27 protein-coding genes are annotated in these 24527 nt (G+C 36.6%); 10 read left to right on the top strand and 17 right to left on the bottom strand.

What is annotated here, in order from left to right; all coding sequences use genetic code 11:
* The first annotated feature begins 4 nt into the window (after positions 1–4).
* The 6 genes from ACM5BR_RS03445 (at position 5) to ACM5BR_RS03420 (ending at position 4794) form a co-directional block, all read left to right on the top strand.
* Positions 5–835: a glutamate ABC transporter substrate-binding protein gene (locus tag ACM5BR_RS03445; protein WP_416825899.1), complete on the top strand. Its 831-nt coding sequence runs from the start codon at positions 5–7 to the stop codon at positions 833–835.
* 58 nt (positions 836–893) lie between these two features.
* The gene (locus ACM5BR_RS03440; RefSeq protein WP_416825897.1) at positions 894–1544 is read left to right on the top strand and encodes an amino acid ABC transporter permease; all 651 of its coding nucleotides are present in this window, start codon (positions 894–896) and stop codon (positions 1542–1544) included.
* Between the two features lie 13 nt (positions 1545–1557).
* Positions 1558–2262, top strand: a complete 705-nt coding sequence (locus ACM5BR_RS03435) for an amino acid ABC transporter permease (protein WP_416825895.1) — start codon at positions 1558–1560, stop codon at positions 2260–2262.
* 178 nt (positions 2263–2440) lie between these two features.
* A complete protein-coding gene (locus ACM5BR_RS03430) occupies positions 2441–2941 on the top strand; it encodes an FMN-binding protein (RefSeq protein WP_416825893.1) in 501 nt (166 codons plus the stop codon).
* A gap of 27 nt (positions 2942–2968) precedes the next feature.
* A complete protein-coding gene (locus ACM5BR_RS03425) occupies positions 2969–3880 on the top strand; it encodes an FAD:protein FMN transferase (RefSeq protein WP_416825891.1) in 912 nt (303 codons plus the stop codon).
* Entirely contained in the window at positions 3877–4794 is a 918-nt protein-coding gene (locus ACM5BR_RS03420) for an RnfABCDGE type electron transport complex subunit D (RefSeq protein ID WP_416825889.1), read from the top strand. The genes ACM5BR_RS03425 and ACM5BR_RS03420 overlap by 4 nt, the downstream gene beginning before the upstream one ends.
* 110 nt (positions 4795–4904) lie before the next feature.
* Here the strand turns inward: ACM5BR_RS03420 and ACM5BR_RS03415 are convergent, their stop codons facing one another.
* The 5 genes from ACM5BR_RS03415 to ACM5BR_RS03395 all read right to left on the bottom strand — a co-directional run bounded on the left by ACM5BR_RS03415 (position 4905) and on the right by ACM5BR_RS03395 (position 8208).
* Positions 4905–6164, bottom strand: coding sequence for a sensor histidine kinase (locus ACM5BR_RS03415; protein WP_416825887.1), 1260 nt, complete (start codon positions 6162–6164; stop codon positions 4905–4907).
* Positions 6157–6840: a response regulator transcription factor gene (locus ACM5BR_RS03410; protein WP_416825886.1), complete on the bottom strand. Its 684-nt coding sequence runs from the start codon at positions 6838–6840 to the stop codon at positions 6157–6159. Before ACM5BR_RS03410 ends, ACM5BR_RS03415 begins: the two co-directional genes overlap by 8 nt.
* 142 nt (positions 6841–6982) lie before the next feature.
* Complete coding sequence (locus ACM5BR_RS03405) at positions 6983–7126, bottom strand: hypothetical protein (RefSeq protein ID WP_416825884.1); 144 nt, start codon at positions 7124–7126, stop codon at positions 6983–6985.
* Positions 7127–7371: 245 nt separating this feature from the next.
* Entirely contained in the window at positions 7372–7509 is a 138-nt protein-coding gene (locus ACM5BR_RS03400) for a hypothetical protein (RefSeq protein WP_416825882.1), read from the bottom strand.
* A 24-nt stretch (positions 7510–7533) separates the two neighbouring features.
* Complete coding sequence (locus ACM5BR_RS03395; protein WP_416825881.1) at positions 7534–8208, bottom strand: lysoplasmalogenase; 675 nt, start codon at positions 8206–8208, stop codon at positions 7534–7536.
* A gap of 342 nt (positions 8209–8550) precedes the next feature.
* Here ACM5BR_RS03395 and ACM5BR_RS03390 point away from each other — a divergent pair, with 342 nt between their 5' ends.
* Complete coding sequence (locus ACM5BR_RS03390) at positions 8551–9912, top strand: Nramp family divalent metal transporter (protein WP_416825879.1); 1362 nt, start codon at positions 8551–8553, stop codon at positions 9910–9912.
* A 175-nt stretch (positions 9913–10087) separates the two neighbouring features.
* Here ACM5BR_RS03390 and ACM5BR_RS03385 read toward each other — a convergent pair whose 3' ends face one another.
* From ACM5BR_RS03385 to ACM5BR_RS03355, 7 genes are all read right to left on the bottom strand, one after another.
* Complete coding sequence (locus tag ACM5BR_RS03385) at positions 10088–11032, bottom strand: DMT family transporter (RefSeq protein WP_416825877.1); 945 nt, start codon at positions 11030–11032, stop codon at positions 10088–10090.
* Positions 11033–11215: 183 nt separating this feature from the next.
* Complete coding sequence (locus tag ACM5BR_RS03380) at positions 11216–12271, bottom strand: M42 family metallopeptidase (protein WP_416825875.1); 1056 nt, start codon at positions 12269–12271, stop codon at positions 11216–11218.
* Between the two features lie 152 nt (positions 12272–12423).
* Positions 12424–14841, bottom strand: coding sequence for a DNA topoisomerase IV subunit A (gene parC / locus ACM5BR_RS03375; protein WP_416825873.1), 2418 nt, complete (start codon positions 14839–14841; stop codon positions 12424–12426).
* A gap of 2 nt (positions 14842–14843) precedes the next feature.
* On the bottom strand, positions 14844–16802 hold the full coding sequence (gene parE / locus ACM5BR_RS03370) for a DNA topoisomerase IV subunit B (RefSeq protein WP_416825871.1): 1959 nt from the start codon (positions 16800–16802) through the stop codon (positions 14844–14846).
* A gap of 319 nt (positions 16803–17121) precedes the next feature.
* On the bottom strand, positions 17122–17535 hold the full coding sequence (locus ACM5BR_RS03365; RefSeq protein ID WP_416827821.1) for a CoA-binding protein: 414 nt from the start codon (positions 17533–17535) through the stop codon (positions 17122–17124).
* A gap of 163 nt (positions 17536–17698) precedes the next feature.
* Entirely contained in the window at positions 17699–18892 is a 1194-nt protein-coding gene (locus ACM5BR_RS03360) for a S1C family serine protease (protein WP_416825869.1), read from the bottom strand.
* Positions 18893–19070: 178 nt separating this feature from the next.
* On the bottom strand, positions 19071–19745 hold the full coding sequence (locus tag ACM5BR_RS03355) for a response regulator transcription factor (protein ID WP_416825867.1): 675 nt from the start codon (positions 19743–19745) through the stop codon (positions 19071–19073).
* Positions 19746–20119: 374 nt separating this feature from the next.
* Between ACM5BR_RS03355 and plsY the strand changes: the two genes are divergently transcribed.
* Together plsY and ACM5BR_RS03345 are read left to right on the top strand one after the other, a co-directional pair.
* On the top strand, positions 20120–20698 hold the full coding sequence (plsY, locus tag ACM5BR_RS03350; RefSeq protein WP_416825865.1) for a glycerol-3-phosphate 1-O-acyltransferase PlsY: 579 nt from the start codon (positions 20120–20122) through the stop codon (positions 20696–20698).
* A 97-nt stretch (positions 20699–20795) separates the two neighbouring features.
* A complete protein-coding gene (locus ACM5BR_RS03345; protein WP_416825863.1) occupies positions 20796–21086 on the top strand; it encodes a HesB/YadR/YfhF family protein in 291 nt (96 codons plus the stop codon).
* 32 nt (positions 21087–21118) lie between these two features.
* Here the strand turns inward: ACM5BR_RS03345 and ACM5BR_RS03340 are convergent, their stop codons facing one another.
* Positions 21119–21547 carry an acyl-CoA thioesterase gene (locus ACM5BR_RS03340; RefSeq protein ID WP_416825861.1) on the bottom strand — a complete coding sequence of 143 codons (429 nt, stop codon included), beginning with the start codon at positions 21545–21547 and terminating at the stop codon, positions 21119–21121.
* A 106-nt stretch (positions 21548–21653) separates the two neighbouring features.
* On the opposite strand from ACM5BR_RS03340, the gene ACM5BR_RS03335 reads away from it, so the two are divergent.
* A complete protein-coding gene (locus tag ACM5BR_RS03335) occupies positions 21654–22946 on the top strand; it encodes a LysM peptidoglycan-binding domain-containing protein (RefSeq protein ID WP_416825860.1) in 1293 nt (430 codons plus the stop codon).
* Positions 22947–23010: 64 nt separating this feature from the next.
* Here ACM5BR_RS03335 and tlp read toward each other — a convergent pair whose 3' ends face one another.
* The 4 genes from tlp to ACM5BR_RS03315 form a co-directional block, all read right to left on the bottom strand.
* On the bottom strand, positions 23011–23265 hold the full coding sequence (gene tlp / locus ACM5BR_RS03330) for a small acid-soluble spore protein Tlp (RefSeq protein WP_416825858.1): 255 nt from the start codon (positions 23263–23265) through the stop codon (positions 23011–23013).
* A gap of 114 nt (positions 23266–23379) precedes the next feature.
* Complete coding sequence (locus ACM5BR_RS03325) at positions 23380–23514, bottom strand: acid-soluble spore protein N (protein WP_416825856.1); 135 nt, start codon at positions 23512–23514, stop codon at positions 23380–23382.
* A 45-nt stretch (positions 23515–23559) separates the two neighbouring features.
* Positions 23560–23694 (bottom strand): FbpB family small basic protein, encoded by a 135-nt coding sequence (locus ACM5BR_RS03320; RefSeq protein WP_416825854.1) that lies wholly within the window; start codon positions 23692–23694, stop codon positions 23560–23562.
* 109 nt (positions 23695–23803) lie between these two features.
* The gene (locus ACM5BR_RS03315) at positions 23804–24373 is read right to left on the bottom strand and encodes a TlpA disulfide reductase family protein (protein WP_416825853.1); all 570 of its coding nucleotides are present in this window, start codon (positions 24371–24373) and stop codon (positions 23804–23806) included.
* Positions 24374–24527: the final 154 nt, after the last annotated feature.

Here is a 24527-nt window from a genome sequence, read left to right as displayed (position 1 = left end):
TCACTTGAAATTGAGACCATTTCTATTGTTTACAATCATTTTAAGTTTATTATTTGCAATTGTAGGATGTAGTAATACAGAAAAAACAGCAAAAGAAACGTCTACAAATACTACCGCTACCAATGTAATAGAAACGATTAAAAAAAGAGACAAGCTTATTGTTGGTGTTAAATATGATACAAACTTATTCGGTCTTAAAAATACATCCACTGGACAAGTAGAAGGCTTTGATATTGATATCGCAAAAGCACTCGCAAAAGACCTACTAGGAGATGAAAACAAAATCGAATTCAAAGAAGTTACGTCTAAAACACGTATTCCAATGTTAAAAAATGGTGATATCGATATGATTATCGCAACTATGACAATAACAGAAGATCGAAAAAAGGAAGTTGATTTTTCAAATGTATATTTTAAAGCTGGGCAAGCTCTTCTTGTGAAAAAAGGAAGTAAGATTAAAGGAATCGCTGATATTCAAAAGGGTACTAAAGTATTAGCAGTAAAGGGATCTACTTCCTCTCAAAATATTCGAGCAAAAGCACCTGAAGCAAATATTCTTGAATTTGAAAATTATAGCGATGCATTTACAGCATTAAAATCCGGACAAGGAGATGTCCTAACGACTGATAACTCTATCTTATATGGGATGCAAAAACAAGATCCTAATTATGTCGTTGTTGGTGACATCTTTACAGATGAGCCGTATGGCATTGCGGTGAAAAAAGGAGAAACAGATTTACTTGCTTCTGTTAATTTATTCTTAAAGAAAATAGAATCCGACGGTGAATACGATAAGATATATGAAAAATGGATTGGAGAAAAACCCAAAAAATAATCGATTGCAAACAGGGTCACCTGTTTGCTTTTCTTTCAGAAAGGAGTCGTAATTGTCTATGGATTTCTCCATTTTATCTAATAATTTTGATATGTATGTACAAGGATTCAAAAATACAATTACAGCAAGTCTAATTGCATTGGCAGCAAGTTTTATCTTGGGTACATTGTTAGCAGTATTACGGATTTCGCCCATTCGTCCTCTTAATTGGATTGGAACGGCCTATGTTGAATTTATCCGAAATATTCCGCTCGTTCTAATTACCTTTATTTTCTTCTTTGGACTGCCTTCCTTGCAAGTACGACTATCCGGATATGCTTCTGGAACGATTGCTTTGTCTATTTATACAGCTGCGTTTATCGCTGAAACGATTCGAGCTGGTATATTAGCAGTTCCTAAAGGCCAAATGGAGGCTGCTCGTTCATCAGGTCTTTCCTATTCACAAGCAATGATTTACATTATATTACCTCAAGCTATTAAAATTGTGATTCCACCTTTAGGTAACCAATTTATTAATCTTGTAAAAAATTCAGCTATATTAGGTGTTGTCGCTGGCTTAGACTTAATGTATTTTGGCGATCTAATTGCAGCAAAATCTTTTGTTACCTTTGATGTATACATTTTCGTTGCCATATTTTATTTACTATTAACCATTCCGTTAAGCTTAGGGGTCGTTTTTTTGGAGAAGCGACTAGCAAGAAGCAACTAGAGGAGGAATCAGTTTGGATTTTTTAGGTGCGTATCAATTAAACAATGTCAAATTTCTACTCGACGGTTTTCTCATCACGTTACAAGTCGCTTTCTTTTCTATCATTTTTAGCTTTGTAATTGGAAGTTTCATTGGCATTTTTCGTTATATGAAAATTCCAGTGGTTTCTCCTATTTTATTACTAATCGTTGAAGTGATACGAAATCTCCCTCTTCTACTTATTATTTTCTTTACGTATTTTGCATTGCCGGAAATTGGAGTAAAATTAGATGTAAAAGTAGCAGCGATTAGTGCTCTAACAATCTTTGAAGCGGCCATGTTATCTGAAATCATACGAAGTGGGTTACTATCCATTGAGAAGGGACAAATAGAAGCAGCACGATCTTCAGGTCTCACTTATCTCCAAACATTGCAGCATATTGTACTGCCACAAGCTCTTCGGCGCATGGTACCTCCTATCGTTAGCCAATTTATTTCTCTGTTAAAGGACACTTCTCTAGCCGTTATCATCGCACTACCTGAGCTTACACATAATGCACAAATTATTAGTGGGCAAAATATTAATTACACAATACCTACCTTCATTATGATTGCACTTATGTATTTCGCTGTAAATTATTCGTTATCTATCATTGCAAGAAAATTAGAGACGAAAGATATTCGTTCAAAAAAGAAAACCGAACTTTCAAAGCTATCCTCACAAAACTTACAAGCATAACAATTCCCACCTGGATGGTAGAATGACAAAAAGAGGTCAAACACACTTGACCTCTTTTTGTCATTCAAAATAATATTTTTTCTCTAATTCTTCTTCAATCTTAATGTTTTTTTAAAAAACATTCGTTATGATTTATCTATCAAATTACATGTTACTCTTTCAGGAGGTCATTATATATATGGCAAAGATGGGAAATAAAATGATTGTATTATGTTCAGCGGCGATTGGAATCATTTATACATCTGGATATGTTTCCACACAATCAGCAGCTTCGACACAAATACAAAACACGCTTTCATCGCAAGCACAAAGTACACAAACAAATCGTTCAGTAGATACATCACAATCCAGCACTTCTCAAGTAACCACTCCTGCTTCATCAAGTCAAACAAGTAGTGCAATTGTGAAAAAAACGTATAAAGATGGAACGTATACAGGTACTGGTACGAATCGTATTGGTTCTGTAGAGGTTGCTGTAACAATTCAAAACGACAAAATTACCTCAGTTGATATTACAAATTGTACAACTTCTTATCCAGAATCATACATTCAGGATTTACCTAGTGAAGTAGTTAGCCGTCAAAGCGCTCAAGTTGACGTAGTAAGCGGCGCAACAAAAAGTACGAATGACTTTCAAGATGCTGTAACGGAAGCATTACAAAAAGCAAAGAATGCTTAATATCACGCAAGTATTAGGAGAGTAAAGATGAAGAAAACCTACAAAAAAACGCGCCTTTACATGGGAACGATTGTAACAATTAAAGTTGTTACTTCCTTAAATCAAACGAGTTCGTTACAAAAAATAGAGCAAGCATTTCAAGCCATTGCAACTGTCGAAAAAATATGTAACCGTTTTGATGAAAATAGTGAGTTAAGCAAGCTTTCTTCTTTTGTAGGCACTCCCATTGCTACGAGCGATTTATTATTTGAGGCTATTCACTTTTCATTAGAAGTTGCGAAATTAACAAACGGCATGTTTGATCCAACAATTGGTCATACTTTAGAAGCTTACGGATTTAATCAAAATTACTTAACTGGTGCAACTGTTTCAAGAAACGATTCTTCTGAACCTGTAAATTATCAGGACGTCAAGCTTGATGAAAAAAAACGGACCGTTGATCTTACAAAGCAACTTACCCTAGATTTAGGTGCAATTGCGAAAGGATTAGCAGTCGATTTAGCAGCTAAAGAATTGCAGGAATTTGAAGGATATTATATCGATGCTGGCGGTGACATTTACGTTGGCGGTAGCAATGAACAAAATGAAGCTTGGACAATCGGTATTCAAGATCCATTTCATCAAGAAAACACAATTGCTTCCGTACGATTAAGCCATGCTGCCATCTGTACGTCCGGTAGCTACGAGAGAAAAAGTAGTATTCAGCCTAATATAAATCATCTCATTGATCCACATACGAAAACATCACCGTCTGGAATAGTAAGTTGTACTGTTATTGCTCCCTTTACGATGATGGCAGATGCCTTCTCTACCGTAGCATTTCTTCAAGGTAGTATAAAGGGAGCCATGCTACTGGAAGAATTGAATCTTGACGGAATGTGGATCTTATCCAATGGAGAAATTGTTATGACAAAAGGAATGAAGGAGCATCTACTATGAAAGAAAATCAGCAAATTCCTAATGAGAACCAAGCAAAACGAAAATATATGAATACACCAAATGGATACGTGATCATCAATGAAACAAGAATAAGTCGCCATAAAAACGATTCTATTCTTTCCTTTATAAAAACACCCAAGCATTACGTATTGGTATCATTAATTTTTTTACTCTTACTTGCACAAATTTCTTCCGGAGCACATGCAGGTTTCATAAACACAATTGTTGCAATCATTACTGCATCTGTTTTGGATCTAACAGTAGCAACGATTCAAAAGCGAAAGATAATAGTACCCGAAGGTGGAATAATAACAGGTATTATTGTCGCTGTCGTTCTTAGTCCTATGAATAATTGGATGATTACTGTTCTAACAACAGCAATTGCCATTCTTTCTAAACATCTATTTCGCGTCAATAAAAAACCAATTTTTAACCCAGCAGCGTTTGGTCTCTTTGTCGTTGGCATCATAATGGCAAGTCCGCAAAGCTGGTGGGGAGGAATGTCACTTCTACCTTGGTGGAGCATTCTTTTCTTACTCATTACCGGATACATTGTTACACAAAAAGTAAATAAATTCCCACTGGTTTTCAGCTTTTTAGGCTTTTACCTTATTTTTATTTTACTATTATCAATCGTCCATATTGATACAATTGGAGACCTATTACGAGTTCCTTACATTAACTCAGCACTATTCTTAGCATTTTTCATGCTTACCGATCCGCCAACTTCACCGGCAAAATATAGCGACCAAGTAAAATTCGGCATCCTAACTGCTTTATGTAGTGTAATTGCCTATTTTACTTTAGGTGGACTAACCTTCTTATTAGCTGGCCTGCTAGTAGCGAATGCCTGGAAAGTAATGAAACAAAGAAAAACCAAAAAGCAACCGCACACCGTATCAGCACATTCATAATGTGAAACTTACAGTGTCTCTCCTTTTTAGAGTTTCTAACTAGATTCAAATGCTGCAGGATATAAATCGAATATAATAGAAAGCCCGTCTCTAAAGAGACGGGCTTTCTATTATATATTCGAATAAGGTAGTTTAATGGTAATACTAGTGCCTACAAGTGGCTCACTTTCAGCATTAATTTCTCCATTATGAGCTTCTACAATCCATTTCGCAATGGACAACCCCAACCCTGTTCCGCCTATAGAACGATTTCGACTTTTATCTCCACGATAGAATCTGTCAAAAATATGAGCAAGATCATCCGGTGCAATACCAATTCCTGTATCTGAAATCGTTATGACAGCAGACTTCCCTTCTTTTTTTACTTTTACATCTACAGATCCATTTTCTTTGTTATATTTTATAGCATTATCAAGGAGAATAACAAAGAGTTGATGAAGTCGTTCCTTATCTGCTGAAATATGCAGATCATTTTCCATCTTCACTTGTAATGTAATACCTTTAACCTCTGCAATTGGTTTAAATTGCTCCACGATTACGTTAATAAATTCATCAATTACAATATTTTCACGTACTATTTGAAGTTCATTCGAATCAGAACGTGCAAGTGTCAGCAAATCAGCTATTAATTTATTTACCCGTTTTGTTTCCTGAAGAACTTTATAAATGGAAACACTCTCCTGTTCAATCGTATGCTTTGGATGACGGAAAAGTAGCTCTAAATGAGTTTGTATAACTGAAAGTGGTGTACGTAGTTCATGAGATGCATCTGCTACAAACTGTGTTTGTTTCTCCCATGCTTTTTGTATAGGAATTAAGGATCGTCTTGCTAAAAATATACCAACAAGGACAAATACTGCAATACTCATCATCCCGCCAGCTACGATTATTAAAAATAGCCGTCCGAGCATATTTGTTTCGGTATCAATATTTAATACTAACTGAAGAGTCTTTACCGTGCCCGCATTTGCTTCTTTTATGGTAGATGCTGGGATATTTAGAATTGCATAGGTATGACCATTTATTACTCGTTTCACAACAGTTTGATTGTTATACTTAGATGGTTTCAAATCATCTAGGTCATTTGCAAAGACTGCCTTTTCTGGAATCGCCTTTATATAGTGATCATTTGCTCCCCATAGTAAATAGCCGATGCTTCTTTCAGATTCTCGCATTTGATCATGTTCACTAATTACTTTATCGATACCCTCATGCTGCATTTCGTCGCACATGGTCCTTAACTTATCCGATACATCTGTCATAACAATATGATTCATGTACCCATATAATACTAGACTAAATATACAAAATACAAAAAATAGCACAATTGTATTTAATAAGACAAGACGTATTTTCGTTTTCTTAAACATCATCATCGTTTCCTTTTAGCATAAAGCCAATCCCACGAATTGTACAAATATAATGATCAAGTTGACACTCGCCCAACTTTTTACGTAGATGATGGACATAAACATCAACGACACCGAATCCAACCTCTGATTCAAGCCCCCATATGCGATTTAATATTTGGTCGCGAGGTAAAATCTGTTCTTGATTTAATATGAAATATTCAAGTAGCTCGTATTCTTTCACGGTTAGATTTAATTTTGTATTTGCTGCATATCCATCGTGTTCTTGCTTATTTATCCATAGCGGTCCATAGGAAATCTTTTGTTCATTTCCGGATCCTTTTGCACGTAATAGTACTCGAACCCGCGCTAATAACTCAGGTACAGCAAATGGTTTAACAAGATAATCATCTGCTCCTACATCCAATCCCCTAACTCGGTCCTCTACACTATCCTTTGCAGTAAGAAGTAAGATCGGTGTTTGAATTCCTTCGTTGCGTAACGTCTTTACAATGGTAAGCCCATTAACAGAAGGTAACATAATATCAAGAATAATGGCATCATAAATATTTTGTTTCGCTAAATAGAGACCTTCCTCACCATCTAAGCAACTTTCCACATCATAGTTTTCTTCTTTCAGAACGGTAACAATACCTTCTAGTAGCGGTTTATCGTCTTCTACAAGTAATAGTTTCATGACTTTCCTCCATATGATAACTATTGTATTATTATAAACCAGACCTACTGAGATAGCGAATGTATAATCGAACTGTTTTTCTACAATATCACAATAGAAAGAAAAAAGATGTAAAGATATTTATAGGATTTCTACATCATAATTAACTATTTTGAAGGGTTCGCAATAGATAGTAGGCATCGTTTCCAGCAAGTACGATTAACTCTTCTAGAAGCTCATCTCGAAGCAAATCTAATTCAATAATTTTCTCTGCTATTTGTTTCGATTTATCATCTATTTGTTTCATCCGTTGTCTTCCTTTCACAATATATAGAATCCATAATTGTAATCTGTATATCTTATCTTTCTAGTTGTATGTAAAACCTCATCATATTATCTAGCTTTAAAGCTAGACATATCCAAAAACATGTTAGATAATCTTACAAACAGATTACAATACATCTCTAGATAGTTGTAAATAGAAGGAATGATTATAGAAGGGTGAACAATTACATGCAAGAGCTGGCATTTTGAAAATGACTTAAACTCTTATTAATAAAATATTAAGAAAAACAATAAAGAATTCCCTATTTTTAAACCATCACAATAAAAAGACCAACCTGAGCCATTCTTTTTTATCGTACATACACCGCTACTCATCACCCTCGCAATTAACTTTTCTTTAATCATCTCTACCTCCTTTCTTCTAATCTTTCATCCGCTATATACGATAGCCATCTGTGCAGTCACATATGTAAGCCAAATCCATAGCTCTGCATGCTTTATCTTTCGTTGTCCAATATCGGTTACACCTATTATGAAATCGGATACAACAAACAAAGCTCCACCTATTGCTGGAAGCCACCATACTCCTTGGCGTGCAAAGGAAAGTGCGCATGCAAAACAAGCCATCCCCCCTACCCATAAGCCATATACTAAGGCACCAATTGTAAAAAGAGGCGGCTGTGTCTCATTCCGAATAAAAAATAACCATCCAAATAGCAAACAGCTTCCATAAACAACAAAGCCTATAATGGCCCCTGTCCAAGAAAAACCTGCATGTAAAAAAGCCGTTACATAAAAACAATGAGCTATAGCAAATGCAATCATTCCACCTATTAATCGATTTCCAAAAGGAAGCATGCCAGCCATAAACAAATCGCCAATTGTTGATAAAGTCATTCCAATCGCAATCCATTGTTTATACGAGGAGCTAAGGTTTTGAAACCACAGCCACAATGCTGCTCCAGTTAAAGAAAAACTAAGCACGAGTCGTATGGGAAGCGGCAGGATCCAATTCCCCCCCTCTTTTGTTTTCCAAATTGCCAATCCAAAGCCAATCAAAAACAACAACACTTGAAACGGAATAAATAAGATCGTAATTTGCATCGTATTCTCCTAGTCATTTTTTATCCTATTCGTAAACTTTCTTCAGCTTCTTATAGAAACCCTCTCTTTATCTTTATAAAAATAAGCAAATATATTTCATGTCGTACTTATAATGAAAGAAGCATATTACGTTCACCTATTTTTCCTTTATACATAAAATTAATCTATAATTTATTTTTTTATCCTAAGCTAAAAAAGTTGGTTTTGATAAAACATTGTTATCATCATACAATATATATTTGTGTTCGCAACTGATTAATCATAGTTTGCATAGTCTTTTTTTACATTTAATTTTGCCTTTAGGAAACAAAGTTGAAACAAGTTAAAAAAGGGGGAAATGTGATGAATGAATTAGAGACAGTAAACATGCAAGATACAGCTGGTGTATCACATCAAGGATGGAGGAAACCTAACAGGGAACCTAGTTTACGAGAAGTGTACAAAAGTATGAGAGTACCAGCGAAAGGGAACTTCTTTCGTAAGCTCCTTGCATTTATGGGGCCGGGTTATCTTGTTGCAGTAGGATACATGGACCCTGGAAACTGGGCTACATCGATAGCTGGAGGATCTGCCTATAACTATACTTTACTATCTGTAATTTTAATTTCTAACTTTATGGCTATTATTCTACAAGCCTTATCTGCAAAGTTAGGAATTGCAACAGGGCGAGACTTAGCGCAAGCATGTCGAGACCATTACAGTAAGCAAGTATCATTTGTTTTATGGGTATTATGCGAACTGGCTATTGCAGCTTGTGATTTAGCAGAAGTGATAGGTGCCGCTATCGCGTTAAATCTTTTATTTCATATTCCTCTCGTTTGGGGTGTATGTATCACTTCGTTTGATATCTTACTAGTGCTTTTGTTGCAAAGTAAAGGATTTCGTTATATTGAAGTCATTGTTATTAGTTTAATCGCAACCATTTCAGTTTGTTTTGGTATTGAGCTTTTTATGTCACATCCTCAATTCAGCGAAGTAGCAAAAGGATTTGTTCCAAGTATGGAAATTATTCAAAATCCACAAATGCTGTTTATTGCACTTGGAATTTTAGGAGCTACCGTAATGCCGCATAACTTATATTTACACTCTTCTATCGTACAAACGAGAAATTATGAAGAAACACCTAAAGGGAAACGAGAAGCGATTAAGCTCTCAGTCATTGATTCTACGATTGCATTAATGCTAGCTTTATTTGTAAATGGAGCAATCTTAATCTTGGCAGCGTCTGCTTTTTATACAACCGGACATACAGAAGTTGCGGAGATTCAAGACGCCTATATGTTGTTAAATCCGATTCTTGGGAGTGGGATTGCAAGTGTATTATTTGCAGTTGCTTTGTTAGCCTCAGGACAGAATTCTACTTTAACAGGAACACTAGCTGGGCAAATTGTCATGGAAGGCTTTTTAAACATCCGTTTACGACCATGGGTTCGCCGTTTAATTACACGTCTCATCGCTATTATACCTGCAGTAATTGTGACACTACTTTATGGAGAGAAAGGAACCACTGACCTTTTGGTATTAAGCCAGGTTATCTTATCCCTTCAACTTTCGTTTGCGGTAATTCCGCTTGTTATGTTTACTAGTGACAAAAAGAAAATGGGTGAGTTTGTAAACTCTATATGGACGAAAAGTTTAGCTTGGTTTATTGCTATTGTTATAGCTATTTTAAACGTATATCTACTTGCTACGACATTTATATAATGAGTCGACTTAAAGATAAAATATTTGTAACATCACCAATAATCTAGGATATGTGAAGTCCCTAAAATAAAAGTGCCAACGAAAAATAATTGTTTTTCGTTGGCACTTTTTCATTTTTCAGCTGTTTTATTGACTATATCACGAACAGTATTTATTCAAGTTTATTTTAGATTATTTAAGACACTTGCTTTATTTTTGCTGTTTTTTCTTGAGGTGCACGGTTTACAATTACAATTCCAGCCACCACACAAGCTAATCCAAGAAGAACAAATGAGTGAATGGTTTCACCAAGAATGAAACTTGAAAGCATAACACCAAATACCGGAATTAAAAACATATACATCGATATTTTTCCTACTTTATTGTATTTCATAATTGTATTCCAAATTAAAAAGCCTGCTGCTGATAGAAATGATAAATACAAGAGCATTCCTATAGTTTGTACAGTAAATGTGAATGGCATAAAGCCAACCTTCGCGATTCCAATTGCAAGTAATCCGAGCGAACCTATTATCATTTGATAAGCAGTTAAGTAACCAACATCCATCTTACGGCTACCTTCTTTCGCAAGAATATTACCGTACGAATAAAAAATTGCTGCACATAATAATAGCCATTCTCCGACGCCAAAATTTAGCTCTAACTTTCCTTTTGTCATATTCACAAGAACAACTCCCCAAAACCCAACGAACACACCGAGCATTTTTCGTAGACTTAAAGAATCATCCTTGTAAAAGAAATGCGCCATAAAAATTTGAAAAAATGACGATGTTCCTGAAATAATGGCACCTTGAATACCAGTGCTGTAGCTTAAACCAATATAAAAGCAAATATATTGGAGAAATGTTTGAAACATTCCTATTTTCACAAGTGCGCCAGCAGTTTTCGGCTGAAATGACATCTTTTTTCCAAGGATAGTAAGAAATAGGACAAGCATAATGCCTGCTAGAAAAAAGCGATATCCCGCAAATAAAATTTGTTCTCCCACTGCATTATGTTCAATATGAAGCTGTGCATAGCTTAATTTAATAAATGGAAATGCGCTTCCCCATAGAAACGTAGCGAATATCGCAGAGACTAGCACTCCTAATGGGTGCGTAAAAAATCGTTTTGTGTTCACTATATGTCTCCTTATCTGTAAAGCATTATTTATATATACCATACAAAGCCTTGATGATAAAGTGTACTCTCGTATTCTTTTTAACAAAGTCATTCCGCGTATCCGTTAGAGATATACCGAGCAAAAAAGTACCCTATAGATATTACTCTATAGGATACTTTCAAAAGAAGTTGGCCTTTGCGATTATGATAATACCATTGGAGATTGTAGATAGAACCATACTAATGAAGCAGTTTGGATTAGCGATTGTTCATGTGTACGTTCAAAGGCATGAGATGCATCAATTCCAGGTCCAATGAGACCATGTACGACATCATTTCCAGATCGAATCGCTGCAGATGCATCTGATCCATAGTGTGGATAAATATCTACTACATAAGTAATATTATGTTGTTTAGCTAATTGTACTAAGTGCTGACGTAATCCATAGTGATACGGACCGCTCGAGTCTTTTGCGCAAATTGAAACACAATATTCATCCGTTGTTTGCCCGTCTCCAATGGCTCCCATATCGACTGCAAGATATTCAACCGTCTCTTTCGGAATATTGGAATTACCGCCATAGCCAATTTCTTCATTATTTGAAATAAGAAAGTGAGTGGTATACGGTAATGTAATTTGTTTTTGTACGAGTTCTTTCATGATATACATCAAAATTCCAACACTAGCTTTATCATCTAGATGTCTGGATTTAATAAATCCAGTATCCGTTACTTCTACACGGGGATGAAACGAGACAAAATCGCCAACTGAAATGCCAAGTTTCTTAGTATCTTCCTTAGATTTTACAACGGCATCTACACGTACTTCTATATTCTCTTCATCTCTTTTTATATCCCCAGCGTTACTATATACATGCACAGATGTTTGATGAATGAGTACCGTTCCTGAATAAACTGTGCCATTTGAAGTATGTATATTACAATATTCACCCTCTGCAGAATTCCAGCGATATCCGCCTATCATCGTAAGCTTAAGTCGTCCATCTTTTTTAATTTCCTTTACCATTGCCCCAAGTGTATCTACATGAGATGTTAGAAATCTATGCTTTGTATCATCCTTACCTTGCATAGTAACTAGCAGTGCTCCTTTATTCGTCCGTGTACTAGAAATTCCTAATGATTTTACGAATTGTTCGACATGCGAAATTGCTGCTTCTGTATATCCAGATGGGCTTGGAATGGAAACGAGCTCTTGAATATACGTTACAATTTCCTTTTCTTTAATAAAACTACTCATCCAATATCCTCCTATCACGAAAATTGTGCCACTGGTTATGCTATCCCTTATTCTTCTTCAGTTGTTCAACTATCATTTTAAAATAATACAATCATGTATGATACGAAAAAACGAGAGATAGATTCCTCTCGTTTTTTCTATACTCGCATTAGCTATTCAGTAGGTTCAATCCATGCCTGGATGATATGTCCAGAGCTACTTGTATCAAACAGCATCGTTCCGTTGCTGTATCGATCCCTATATTTTAAACTAGAAATATCAACTTGTTCGACGATATTTTTTTCTGATTTTACATAAAGGATATCCGTGTCATGTATCTTTTCCGTACCTACAATATGATAAGGATTTGTTTTTAATTCTTTAAAAATCAATAATCCTCGTTTAGCACGTGCTGACTTTTCGACTTGATTCGCATGCATCTTTTTAAAGGCACCACGCTGTGTAATAAGAAGAAGTGTGTCTTCTTCTTTAATTATTTTACCTTTTACTACAAAATCATCATCTTTCAACGCAATACCTTTCACTCCACCTGCGCGAACACCTATAGGAGTAACTTCTTCCAAACTAAAACGAAGTGCCATCGCCTTGTGCGTAATAAGAAGAAGATCATCTAGTCCATTGGTTTCGATGACATCTACAATTTCGTCATCATCCTTGACATTCATGGCAACTAATGCACGCGAATAGCGCTGCACTTTATATTGCTTCAGCTCCGTCCTTTTTACCATCCCGTTTTTCGTAACAAAGCATAAATAGCGATTATCTTCTTCAAAATTTTGTACATGTACTGCTTTCATAATCATTTCATCGCGGCTTAACGTCACGATATTCGCAACATAATTACCAAGGTCTTTCCAGCGAATGTCTGGTAATTCGTGCACAGGCAAATAAATATAGTTTCCTTTATTTGTGAATAATAATATCGTATCAGTCGTATGAATGTCAAAGCGTGCCAAGAGGCGATCGCCTTCCTTCATGCCGAAGCCTTTACCACTAGAGGCGTTATAGGATCGCCAGCTCGTTCTTTTTACGTATCCTTCTTTTGTTATCGTCACAATCACATCTTCGTGTGGAATCATAACTTCCATATCGATTTTGATATCTTGAATTTTGGCTTCCACAATTGTTCGACGTTGATCGTTATAAGTCTTTTTCACTCTCTTCAAATCTGTCTTAATGACGTGAAGAAGCTTTTTGTCACTTGCCAAGATAGATTGAAGTTCAGTAATTTGCTTATGTAAATCTTTTGCTTCATTTTCTAAAGATGTAATATCGGTATTTGTTAGACGATACAATTGCAGAGAAACGATGGCTTCAGCCTGTAATTCGGAAAAATGAAATCTTTCAATTAAATTATCCTTTGCATTCCGTTTATCCTTGGAACTGCGAATCGTACTGATAACTTCATCAAGAATAGATAGAGCCTTCATAAGACCATCAACAATATGCTGACGATCCTCAGCACGCTTTAGCAAAAACTTGGATCGATTCGTTACAACTTCCTTCTGATGACTGATGTAAGCGTCTAATATTTGAGGCAAGCTCATAAGCATAGGACGGCGGTTATGAATGGCAACCATATTAAAGCTATATGGGATTTGTAAATCTGTCGTTTTATAAAGATAGTTTAATATAGCCTCTCCATTTGCATCCTTTTTTAGTTCAATCACGATGCGAAGTCCGGTACGATCTGTTTCATCACGTACCTCCGCTATCCCATCCAGTTTTTTATCAATGCGTAAATCATCAATTTTTTTTACGAGATTTGCTTTATTTACTTCATAAGGAATTTCAGTTACGACAATTTGCTGCTTACCCGTTCGTAAATTTTCGATACTTGTCTTCGAGCGAATGATTATTTTCCCACGCCCAGTTTCGTACGCTTGCTTAATGCCATCAATCCCTTGAATAATACCACCTGTTGGAAAATCAGGGCCGCTCATAACAGTCATTAACTCATCGACTGAGCATGTTGCATCATCAATACGCATAATTGTAGCGTCAATAACTTCTCCAAGCTGATGAGGTGGAATTTCGGTTGCATATCCAGCTGAAATACCGGTAGAACCGTTTGCAAGTAAATTAGGAAAGCTTGCTGGTAATACAACAGGTTCCTCGCTTGTGTCATCAAAGTTTCCAACAAATTCTACCGTTTGTTTATCAATGTCCCGAAGCAATTCGGAAGCAATAGGCGAAAGTCTTGCTTCAGTATAACGCATAGCTGCAGCTGGATCACCGTCAATGCTGCCATTATTACCATGCATTTCAACAAGCACATTACGTAGCTTCCAGTCTTGGCTTAAGCGTACCATCGCTTCGTACACAGATGAATCACCGTGTGGATGATAGTTACCGATTACATTTCCCACGGTTTTTGCTGCCTTTCGAAACGGTTTGTCATGTACGTTTCCTTCCACATACATTGAGTACAAAATACGACGCTGTACCGGCTTTAATCCGTCCCTGGCATCAGGTAATGCTCGATCCTGAATGATATATTTACTATAGCGACCAAAACGATCACCAAGAACGTCCTCTAGCGGGAGGTCGCGAAATTTTTCTAGTGACATACTTATTCACCCTCCGTAGAAAGCAATTCATTTTCTAAAATATTGCCATCATCTTGAAGTCCAAATTGCACATTACGTTCAATCCATTTACGACGCGGTTCAACTTTATCACCCATCAATGTCGTAATTCTTCTTTCTGCTCTTGTTACATCTTCTAATCTCACACGGATAAGTGTACGTGTTTCAGGATTCATAGTCGTTTCCCATAATTGATCAGCGTTCATTTCACCTAATCCTTTATAACGCTGAAGTATATACCCTTTTCCAACTTTCTTTGTCACATTATCTAATTCATCGTCAGACCAAGCATATTCAATGACCTCTTTAGCGCCAGTTCCCTTGCTCACTTTATACAATGGCGGAAGTGCAATAAATACTTTTCCTTGCTCAATCAGCGGCTTCATATAGCGAAAAAAGAATGTAAGAAGCAACACCTGAATATGTGCTCCATCTGTATCAGCATCGGTCATAATGACAACTTTATCGTAATTAATATCCTCAATCGAAAAATCAGCACCTACGCCGCCTCCGATAGCATAAATAATCGTATTAATTTCTTCGTTTTTAAAAATATCAGCTAATTTGGCTTTTTCTGTATTAATAACCTTTCCGCGTAAGGGCAGTACAGCTTGAAAACGCCGATCACGTCCTTGCTTTGCAGATCCACCCGCTGAGTCTCCTTCAACTAAATAAAGTTCATTTCGCTGCGGGTTACGTGATTGTGCAGGAGTAAGCTTACCACTAAGAGAGGTTTCTGTTTTCTTTTTCTTTTTCCCATTTCTCGCTTCTTCTCTAGCTTTACGTGCCGCTTCTCTTGCTTGAAATGCCTTAAAGGCTTTTTTGATGAGGAGTGCTGCTACTTCAGGATTTTCTTCTAAAAAGTAAGTAAGATTTTCAGAGACGATTGCATCAATAGCAGAGCGTGCTTCACTCGTGCCTAGCTTTCCTTTCGTTTGTCCTTCAAATTGCAGAATTTCTTCCGGAATCCGAACCGATACGATTGACGACAATCCTTCGCGAATATCGCTTCCTTCTAGGTTTTTATCCTTTTCCTTTAACACTCCGATTTTACGTGCATATTCGTTAAATACACGAGTCATAGCCGTTCGAAAGCCGACTTCGTGTGTTCCTCCATCCTTCGTTCTCACATTATTGACGAATGAAAGGAGAGTTTCTGAATACGCATCATGAAATTGAAAAGCTAGCTCTGCCTCAATACCATTTACTTCCCCTTCAAAATACACAACTGGATGAAGCGCAACTTTTTCTTCGTTCAAATAAGAGACAAACGCTTCGATACCAGTTTCATATTGAAATTCATCTACAATATCATTACGTTCATCCTTTAATACAATTTTCATATTCTTCATTAAAAAAGCTGCTTCTCTAAGGCGTTCACTTAACGTATCATAATTATAATTCGTTGTACTAAAGATAGACGTATCCGGCTTAAAATGGATGGTTGTACCGGTTTCCTTTGTATTACCGATGATTTCCAGTGTTGTGACAGGATGTCCACCATTTTCAAAACGTTGTTGATATACATGTCCTTCGCGGCGAATCGTAACAACAAGCCACTCAGATAATGCATTTACAACCGACGCACCAACTCCGTGTAAACCCCCGCTTGTCTTATAGCCACCTTGTCCAAATTTACCACCGGCATGAAGCACCGTTAATATAACTTCAGGAGTAGGCTTGCCTGTTTTATGCATACCTGTTGGCATACCTCTTCCGTGATCCCTTACACTAATACTATTATCTTTATGTATCGTAACAAGAATTTCATTACCAAATCCAGCTAAAGCTTCATCAACTGAATTATCTACAATTTCATATACTAAATGATGCAATCCGCGGCTGTCCGTGCTTCCGATGTACATGCCTGGACGCTTCCGAACCGCTTCGAGTCCTTCTAGGACTTGTATCGCATCTTCATTATATTTTATTTGCTGTGCCAAAGCCTTTACTCCCTTCCTACGAACAATCAGAACATACGTTTCTATTATAGAATACCTTACTGTCCATTTCTTGACAAGTGTACGTATTCATTAGTAGTAGATGTGATGCAAAACAAAAATCCTTGTTACTGACAAGGATTCCTTCTACGCTACTATTTCAGAAAAAAAGCCTTTTGTCAATGCTATAGACAATGTTTAAGATGTTCTACACCTTGTTTTCCCAAACAATCTATACAAAAAAATCCAGTAAATTTATGTATACAAATAAATAGTGGGGAAAGTCCCCACTAGCAATATTAATCCTAAGAAATATATATATTTATTTTGTAAGTGCATGCTCCACTTTAATACAACGATCCATAATAACTGTATAACCCTTTTCTTTTAAAAACTCATAGGTAGCTTCATCTTGTAAACCAAGCTGTGCCCAAAATACATCTGCATCAATTTGAATAAATTCTTTTGCAACATCCATTAAGTATTCTGATCGGCGAAACACATTAACGATATCAACATGCTCCTTAATTTCCGTAAGTGTTTTGACTGATTTTTCCCCAAGAATGTATTCTGCCTTTGGGTTTACTGGGATGATTCGATAACCAGCATCTTGCATAGCCTTAGCAACCATAAAAGACGTTCTTTCAGGATTATCAGACAAACCTACAACAGCAATTGTTTTTGTCTTTCTTAATAATTGACCTATTTCTTCACGAGTTGGATTTTGCATAACTATTCCCCCTTTTTTATAGTATAGCCATATAAGTAAAGCCCTTTCAATAATAAAGACCGTTTTATCTCATTATTTATAGGTAAAACCATGCCAAGGCAGGAGAAAAACAAATCCTTAAGCAGGCGAATGAAAAAACCTCCCTGTGTTTAAGGGAGGTTTCCTATCATCAATTTGCTACAGCATCTAATATGAGCGTTTTTTGCTGTTTTTGACCATTATGATAGTAAGTAACTACTACTTTGTCCCCAACTTTCTTTTTATCATATAAATATTTTCTAAACTCTATACTATTTTCAATTTTTTGATCATCCAAGCCTATAATTAAATCATAACGTTGAAGTCCTGCCTTACTTGCCGGTGAATTAGGTGTCACATCTGTAACTAGAACACCACTTGTTACATCCTTCGGTATATTTAAACGATCATTAATAACACTAGGTAATTCATCTAAAGAACTGAGTTGAATGCCCATAAACGGTCTTTTCACCTGTCCATCTTTCTCTAGCGCATCCAATGTCGGCTTGACAACGTTAATTGGAATCGCAAATCCAATTCCTTCTACTGCTTGCTGTGCGATTTTACTTGAGTTAATTCCAATTACTTCACCATTTACATCAAGAAGCGCTCCTCCGCTGTTACCAGGGTTAATACTTGCATCCGTTTGAATAACCTGAGCTTGCCAGTCTGGTTTTCCATCTCCATTAATGTCAACGGGAATTTCACGATCTTTACTGCTAATAATTCCTTCTGTTACAGAACCTGCAAATCCTAATGGACTTCCGATAGCAATCGCTGTATCACCAGCACGTACTTTGTCGGAATCACCTAGCGTTGCAACCTTTGTTATATCCGTTCCATCAATTTGTATCACAGCTAGGTCAAGCCATTGGTCTGTCCCTACTAGTTTTGCTGGAAGTTTTTTCCCGTTGCTAAGCGTTACTTCTAGCTGCTTTGCACCTTCTACAACATGATTGTTTGTAACAATATAGGCTGTATTTCCTACTTTTTTATAGATAACGCCGGAACCTGATCCAGCTTCTTGTACACTATTCGTCATCGAATCTGTAGCTTGATAATTCAAGACACTTACTACTGCATCCTTTACACCATCTACCATACCAGCAATATCAGTAGGTTTCGAAGTTTGTACAACTGGAACAGCTGTGCCTTGTACTTGCCCTCCCGTCTGCACTTGCTTGGAAGCTTGCAAACCTGTAATATAGGGACTTGCTACTGTAATGGTGATTGCTCCAATAATTGCACCAACTAATCCCGATACAAAATATCCTTTTCCTGAACGTGGACGTGTATTTTTATCTTCTCGAGATTTACCTGCTTCATTATCATCATAGTATCCCATATATTTTCCCCTCTCTGTTTCATCGTAGCTTCAGTGTAATCGAATGCTGTGAACTTGTTGTGAACTTCTAGTGAAATCACGAAAATGTAGAGTTACTTATTCTACCTCTAGTTACAGCCCAATTATCGATATGTATTCCATAAAACGCAGTATACGAAAAAAAGACAAAGAAGTGATACTACTCTTCAAACTTATATCCAACTCGGATGACGGTTGCGATGTGCTTAGCTCTGTCTCCAAGCTTACTGCGTAGCTTTTTGATATGTGTATCTACTGTTCGATCATCTCCAAAATAATCGTACCCCCACAGATGATCAAGCAAGTGTTGACGAGATAATACAATCCCTTTGTTTTCCATCAAATACAACAACAGCTCAAACTCTTTATGTGTTAATATAATTTCACTTCCATCTACGATTACAGTGCGTGATAGCTTGTTTACTTCAATTCCGCACATAGATAATACATTTTCATCTTGACCAATTATTCCTTCCGCTCGTTTTAGCAACGTCTTTGCTCTTGCTACGAGCACCTTCGGACTGAATGGTTTCGTAACATATTCATCTGCACCTAATTCGAATCCAAGCAATGTATCTTCTTCATCAGAACGAGCTGTTAACATAATAATAGGAACTACTGATTCCTTTCGAATGCGTCTACATACAGACCATCCATCAATTTCCGGAAGCATTATATCAAGAATAATTAAATCAATCGCGTTCGCTTCAAACTGTGCAAGAGCTTGCTTCCCGTCTTCGGCCTCCACCACAATAAATCCCTCGCTTATAAAATAGTCGGAGACGATCTCGCGAAGGCGCTGTTCATCTTCCACGAGCAGCACCGTTTTACTCATATTTTTACCTCCTAGCTCTTATTTCCAACGATTCATTCGCTGAACGAACTTCCATGAAACGGAAGAAACGAAGAACAGTTCTTCTGTGTACCATAATATTAGCTTAACATAGTAATTTTACCATATCTCAATCTTCTACGTCTTGCATGATCCCAATTGCAGTATGAATCAATCTGCTTTATCCTAAGAGCACTTAACCCCCCCTGCATTCAGTGTAAGGTAAGGGCTAATAATGCAAATATACAAGCATTCTTATTTCATCATGGAACAATAGCGTATGGATAGTTGTTTACACAGTTATTTTATTGTATGGTACAATGAATACGGAATTTATTTTGGACATGTTAGTACCTTTTTAAAGGAGAATCGAACTTATGCTTACTTATGTTTTATTTCTTGTCGCTTATTTGTTAGGTAGCATCCCGTTTGCATTAATCGTTGGCAAAGTTGGTTATGGGGTTGACATTCGCCAACATGGGAGTGGAAATTTAGGGGCGACAAATACGTTCCGTACACTAGGAAAAAAAGCTGGATTTACCGTAACAGCTGCAGATATTTTAAAAGGTACGTTAGCGGCGTCCCTACCAGTGCTATTTGGACTTTCGATAAATCCACTTTGGTTCGGTATTGTTGCCGTTATCGGTCATATGTACCCTATTTTCGCTAATTTTCGCGGTGGTAAGGCTGTTGCAACCTCTGCAGGAGTTTTGCTGTACTGTCAACCAATTGTTTTTCTTATTTTAGTCACAGTTTTCTTAATTTTACTATTTACTACAAAATATGTTTCCTTATCATCTATGATTGCAGCTATTGTTGGAGTAATATCTGGTATTATCATTAATGATAAACCCTTTCTTCTTACTATATCAGTGTTAGCTATTTTTGTAATCTATCGTCATCGTGCTAATATTTCTCGTATTTTAAATAAAACGGAACCAAAAGTGAAATTTTAATAGGATAACGCAAAGAGGATTTGCTAAGCATAATGATAGCACCTCTTTGCGTTATTTTTTATAATGGAGAAAAAGCTGAAGCAGGAGGAGGATACAAATGAATTTATCCATATCAAGGGAAGCAGCCAACTGGTATAAGGAAGAACTTATGCTTCAGGATGGGGATGCATTATGTTTTTTTGTAAGATATGGTGGAGAAAGTACCATTCATAAAGGATTCTCACTCGGAATACGCAAGGATACACCTATACAAGCCTCCGCAGAAGCAAAGGAAAATGGGATTACGTTTTATATCGAACAGGATGATGAATGGTATTTTGACGGCCACTCCCTATCGATTTCATTCAAAGCTGGGGACGAAGATCCAACGTTTCGCTTTTTAAAATAAAGTGTATGTTATGGAAAAAGAGCCAAAATCAATTAAGAATTTGGCTCTTTTCTTTCTAATTCATAGGTTTTATACCAATCTGGATACAACTTTTTAAAGGATACAGGTCGAAATGAATCTTTACGTACTAAAATATTCGTTGTTTTTGCCGTGATACATACTTGATCTTGTTCATTTCTTATTTCATAACCATATATAACGCGCAAAGGATTTACCGTTTCAATCCACGTTTTCACAAGCGCCTTTTCACCATATCGCATCGCCTTACGATAAGAAATTTGTAAATCTAACACAGGTGAAACAATTCCATCGTTTTCCATTTTTATGTATGAAACTCCTAAATCTTTAATAAGCTGTGTTCGTCCAAGTTCTAGCCAAATAATATAGTTGGCATGGTACACAACTCCCATTTGGTCTGTTTCTGCATAGCGAATTTCAATTTGCTTTTCTGATACGTGCATCCTATTATCTCCTTCTTGCCCTTCTCTACATATTCATTATCATAATACAACCATTTGAAAAATAAAATAGAAGCGGCATATCTTTTTCCATGAAGGAGGGAACACTATGATCCAAATTGTCGTCGTTACAAGAGGCGACACATTATTTAAGCTAGCTGCAAAGTATGGAACAACCATTGAAGAGATCGTTAAAGATAATGGTATTGACGCAAGCGTACCTCTAGTGGTTGGGCAAACACTGCTTATTAATATGAAAGATAACGTCTATTATGTACAGCCTGGAGATACATTATACAAAATTGCACTTACCTATAATATTTCAGTAAGTACGTTATCAAAAGCAAACAATTTATCTAGTAAAGCAAGCCTACAAGTTGGCCAATCACTTTACATTCCGAATGGTACAAAGAAGGAAATCGAAGCCATTGCATATTTACAGCCGACCTCGGAGCCAATAAAAAGCTCTTTATTAGCAGCAACAAAAAATATCGCACCGTACGTGACATACCTTGCTTATTTTAGTTTTGAAATAAATCGAGACGGTACACTTAAGATTCCAACTAATCTAAACGATGTTCTCGAAATTGCAAAACAAAATAAGGTAATACCGATGCTAGTTGTATCGAATTTAGAAAACGGTAATTTCAGCCCCTCCTTAACAAAGGAAATACTGACAAATGCGGCAACCCAAAATAAATTGATTACAAATATATTGGATACGGCCCAAAAATATAATATGCGTGATATACACTTTGACTTTGAGAATGTTCTAGCGGAAAATCGAGACGATTATAATCAATTTCTACGCAATGTAAAACGAAGACTTCCACAAGGATACACGTTAAGTACAACATTGTCGCCTAAAACGAGTTCCACGCAAAAAGGTCCATTTGTAGTAGGCATTGATTATAAAAGTCATGGAAAAATTGTAGACTTCGTAGTTATCATGACCTATGACTGGGGCTGGCAAGGAGGTCCACCCCTTGCCGTTTCACCTATCGGACCTGTTAGAGATGTCATTCAATATGCAAAAACAGAAATGCCAGCTAAAAAAATTATTATGGGGCAAAATCTATATGGATTTGACTGGACCCTACCCTTTAAGGTTGGAAATCCCCCAGCAAAAGCACTTAGTTCAGTAGCAGCTGTTGCACTTGCAAGTAAATACAATGTACCTATATTATTTGATACTGGGGCGCAGGCACCTCATTTTACGTACGTAGATAACAATGGAAAACGTCATGAAGTATGGTTTGAAGATGCTAGATCTATACAAGCAAAACTAAATCTTATTAAAGAACAAGGAATCCGAGGGATTAGCTATTGGAAGATTGGATTGCCTTTTCCGCAAAATTGGAGATTACTAACGGAAAACTTTATTGTTACAAAGAAAGGATAACTTAGCAGCCTATTTCGCGAGCAGACTCAAAAGGAAATAATTTTCTTTTGAGTCTGCTCCTTTCTTATTCTTCTACGACTTCTTGGTTTCCAATATCATGCGAACTCATATAACGGTTTTCTTGGCGAATTTCATTACGCATTTGCGCAATACTAGCCATTCGTCTTGCATTTTTCACCTGAATTGCTGCTTGGTCACTTTCGTTTGAAAATTCAACGGTGTCATTTGCTTCATGGATATTTTCAATCGTATTTTGTACCATATTTTGAAGTTTTTCCACATTATCGCTACGATCATCTTTATTATGTTTCATTCTCATCCTCCTAAAAACTGACCTTCACACATAGTTTCTCTAAAAGAAAACACAATATACCGGTGCCAATCATATTAAAATAAAAGAAAAAAACAGGACGTTCATTCCGCCCTGTTTTCACTATCCATTGTCTACAATTGGCTTTTTCCCAGTTTTATCTTGCATCTGCTTCCCTTTGTTACCGCCAGCTGCTATAGATTTCGTTCCGATATGGTTTGGCACAAAATCTTTACTATTCTTCTTCGGATTACCCATTCTCTTCCCCTCCTTTACTGGTAGTATGCGAAATCCTTTATTTCATTATGCTTGATTTCTCATTTCCAGGCGTTTTTCGATTCTCTCTTCAATCTGTTTCATTTCCTCATCATCAGCAAGAAGCTGCATCTTGTTTTCTGTTACGAGCTCTTCAAATGTTTTGCGTCTATTCGGTTTCATAGCACTGCTCCTTTCTATATCGTAGTATAGACAGGGAACAATGCTATCTATACGGTTCAATGGAAAATTAAACGATGTGCAGAAAATGAATGTATAGTTTGTAATATAATTATGGAATTGAACTAAGCGTATGTTCTATAAATGAATTTGTCATCATACCAATGTACTTTTGACGAATGATTCCTGTAGTATCAATAAAATACGAGGTAGGAAGTGAAATGACTTGATATGTATTGACAGCAATCGATGATGAATCAAGTAAGACAGGAAAAGTATACCCTTTTTCCTTTATATAATTACGTACTTTTTCCTCTCCATTTGTACGTTCAGAGACGGTGTAATTTACTGCAAGCAATACCGCACTGTTGTTCTTTTTCTCGTAAAATGCTTGTAATTCAGGCATCTCTTCTCTACATGGCGGACACCAAGTCGCCCAAAAATTCACAATGACTTTCTTCCCTTTAAAACTAGACAAGCTCACTCGTTCCCCTGTAGTTGAAACTAATGTAATGTCTGGCGCTTGTTTCCCTATTTCAAGACCCTGCTTCAAAAGCGTTTCCTTTGATTCTCCATCCACTTTTGTTGTTTCGCTTGCTTTTTGATCATTTGCTAGTTGTTGGTACATTGCAAAACCTGCTGCTACTATGAAAATAAGTATGATAATGATTTTACGTAACATATTATCATCCCTCACATTTTTCTATCCGTATAAACTTGTACTATTCATATCTATATTCCACCTTCCAATTACATATCCTTCCATTTTTATGTTTAGTCCACGAGTGGAAATATTTCCTCTCATTTTCCATTTGAAACGGCATCCTTCATCGCAA

Source organism: Ectobacillus polymachus (genome assembly GCF_048159605.1).
In the GTDB taxonomy this organism is placed as follows: Bacteria; Bacillota; Bacilli; order Bacillales; family Bacillaceae_G; genus Ectobacillus; species Ectobacillus polymachus.
Note: the sequence above shows the minus strand (reverse complement) of the source record. Positions and strands in the feature narration are given on the sequence as shown.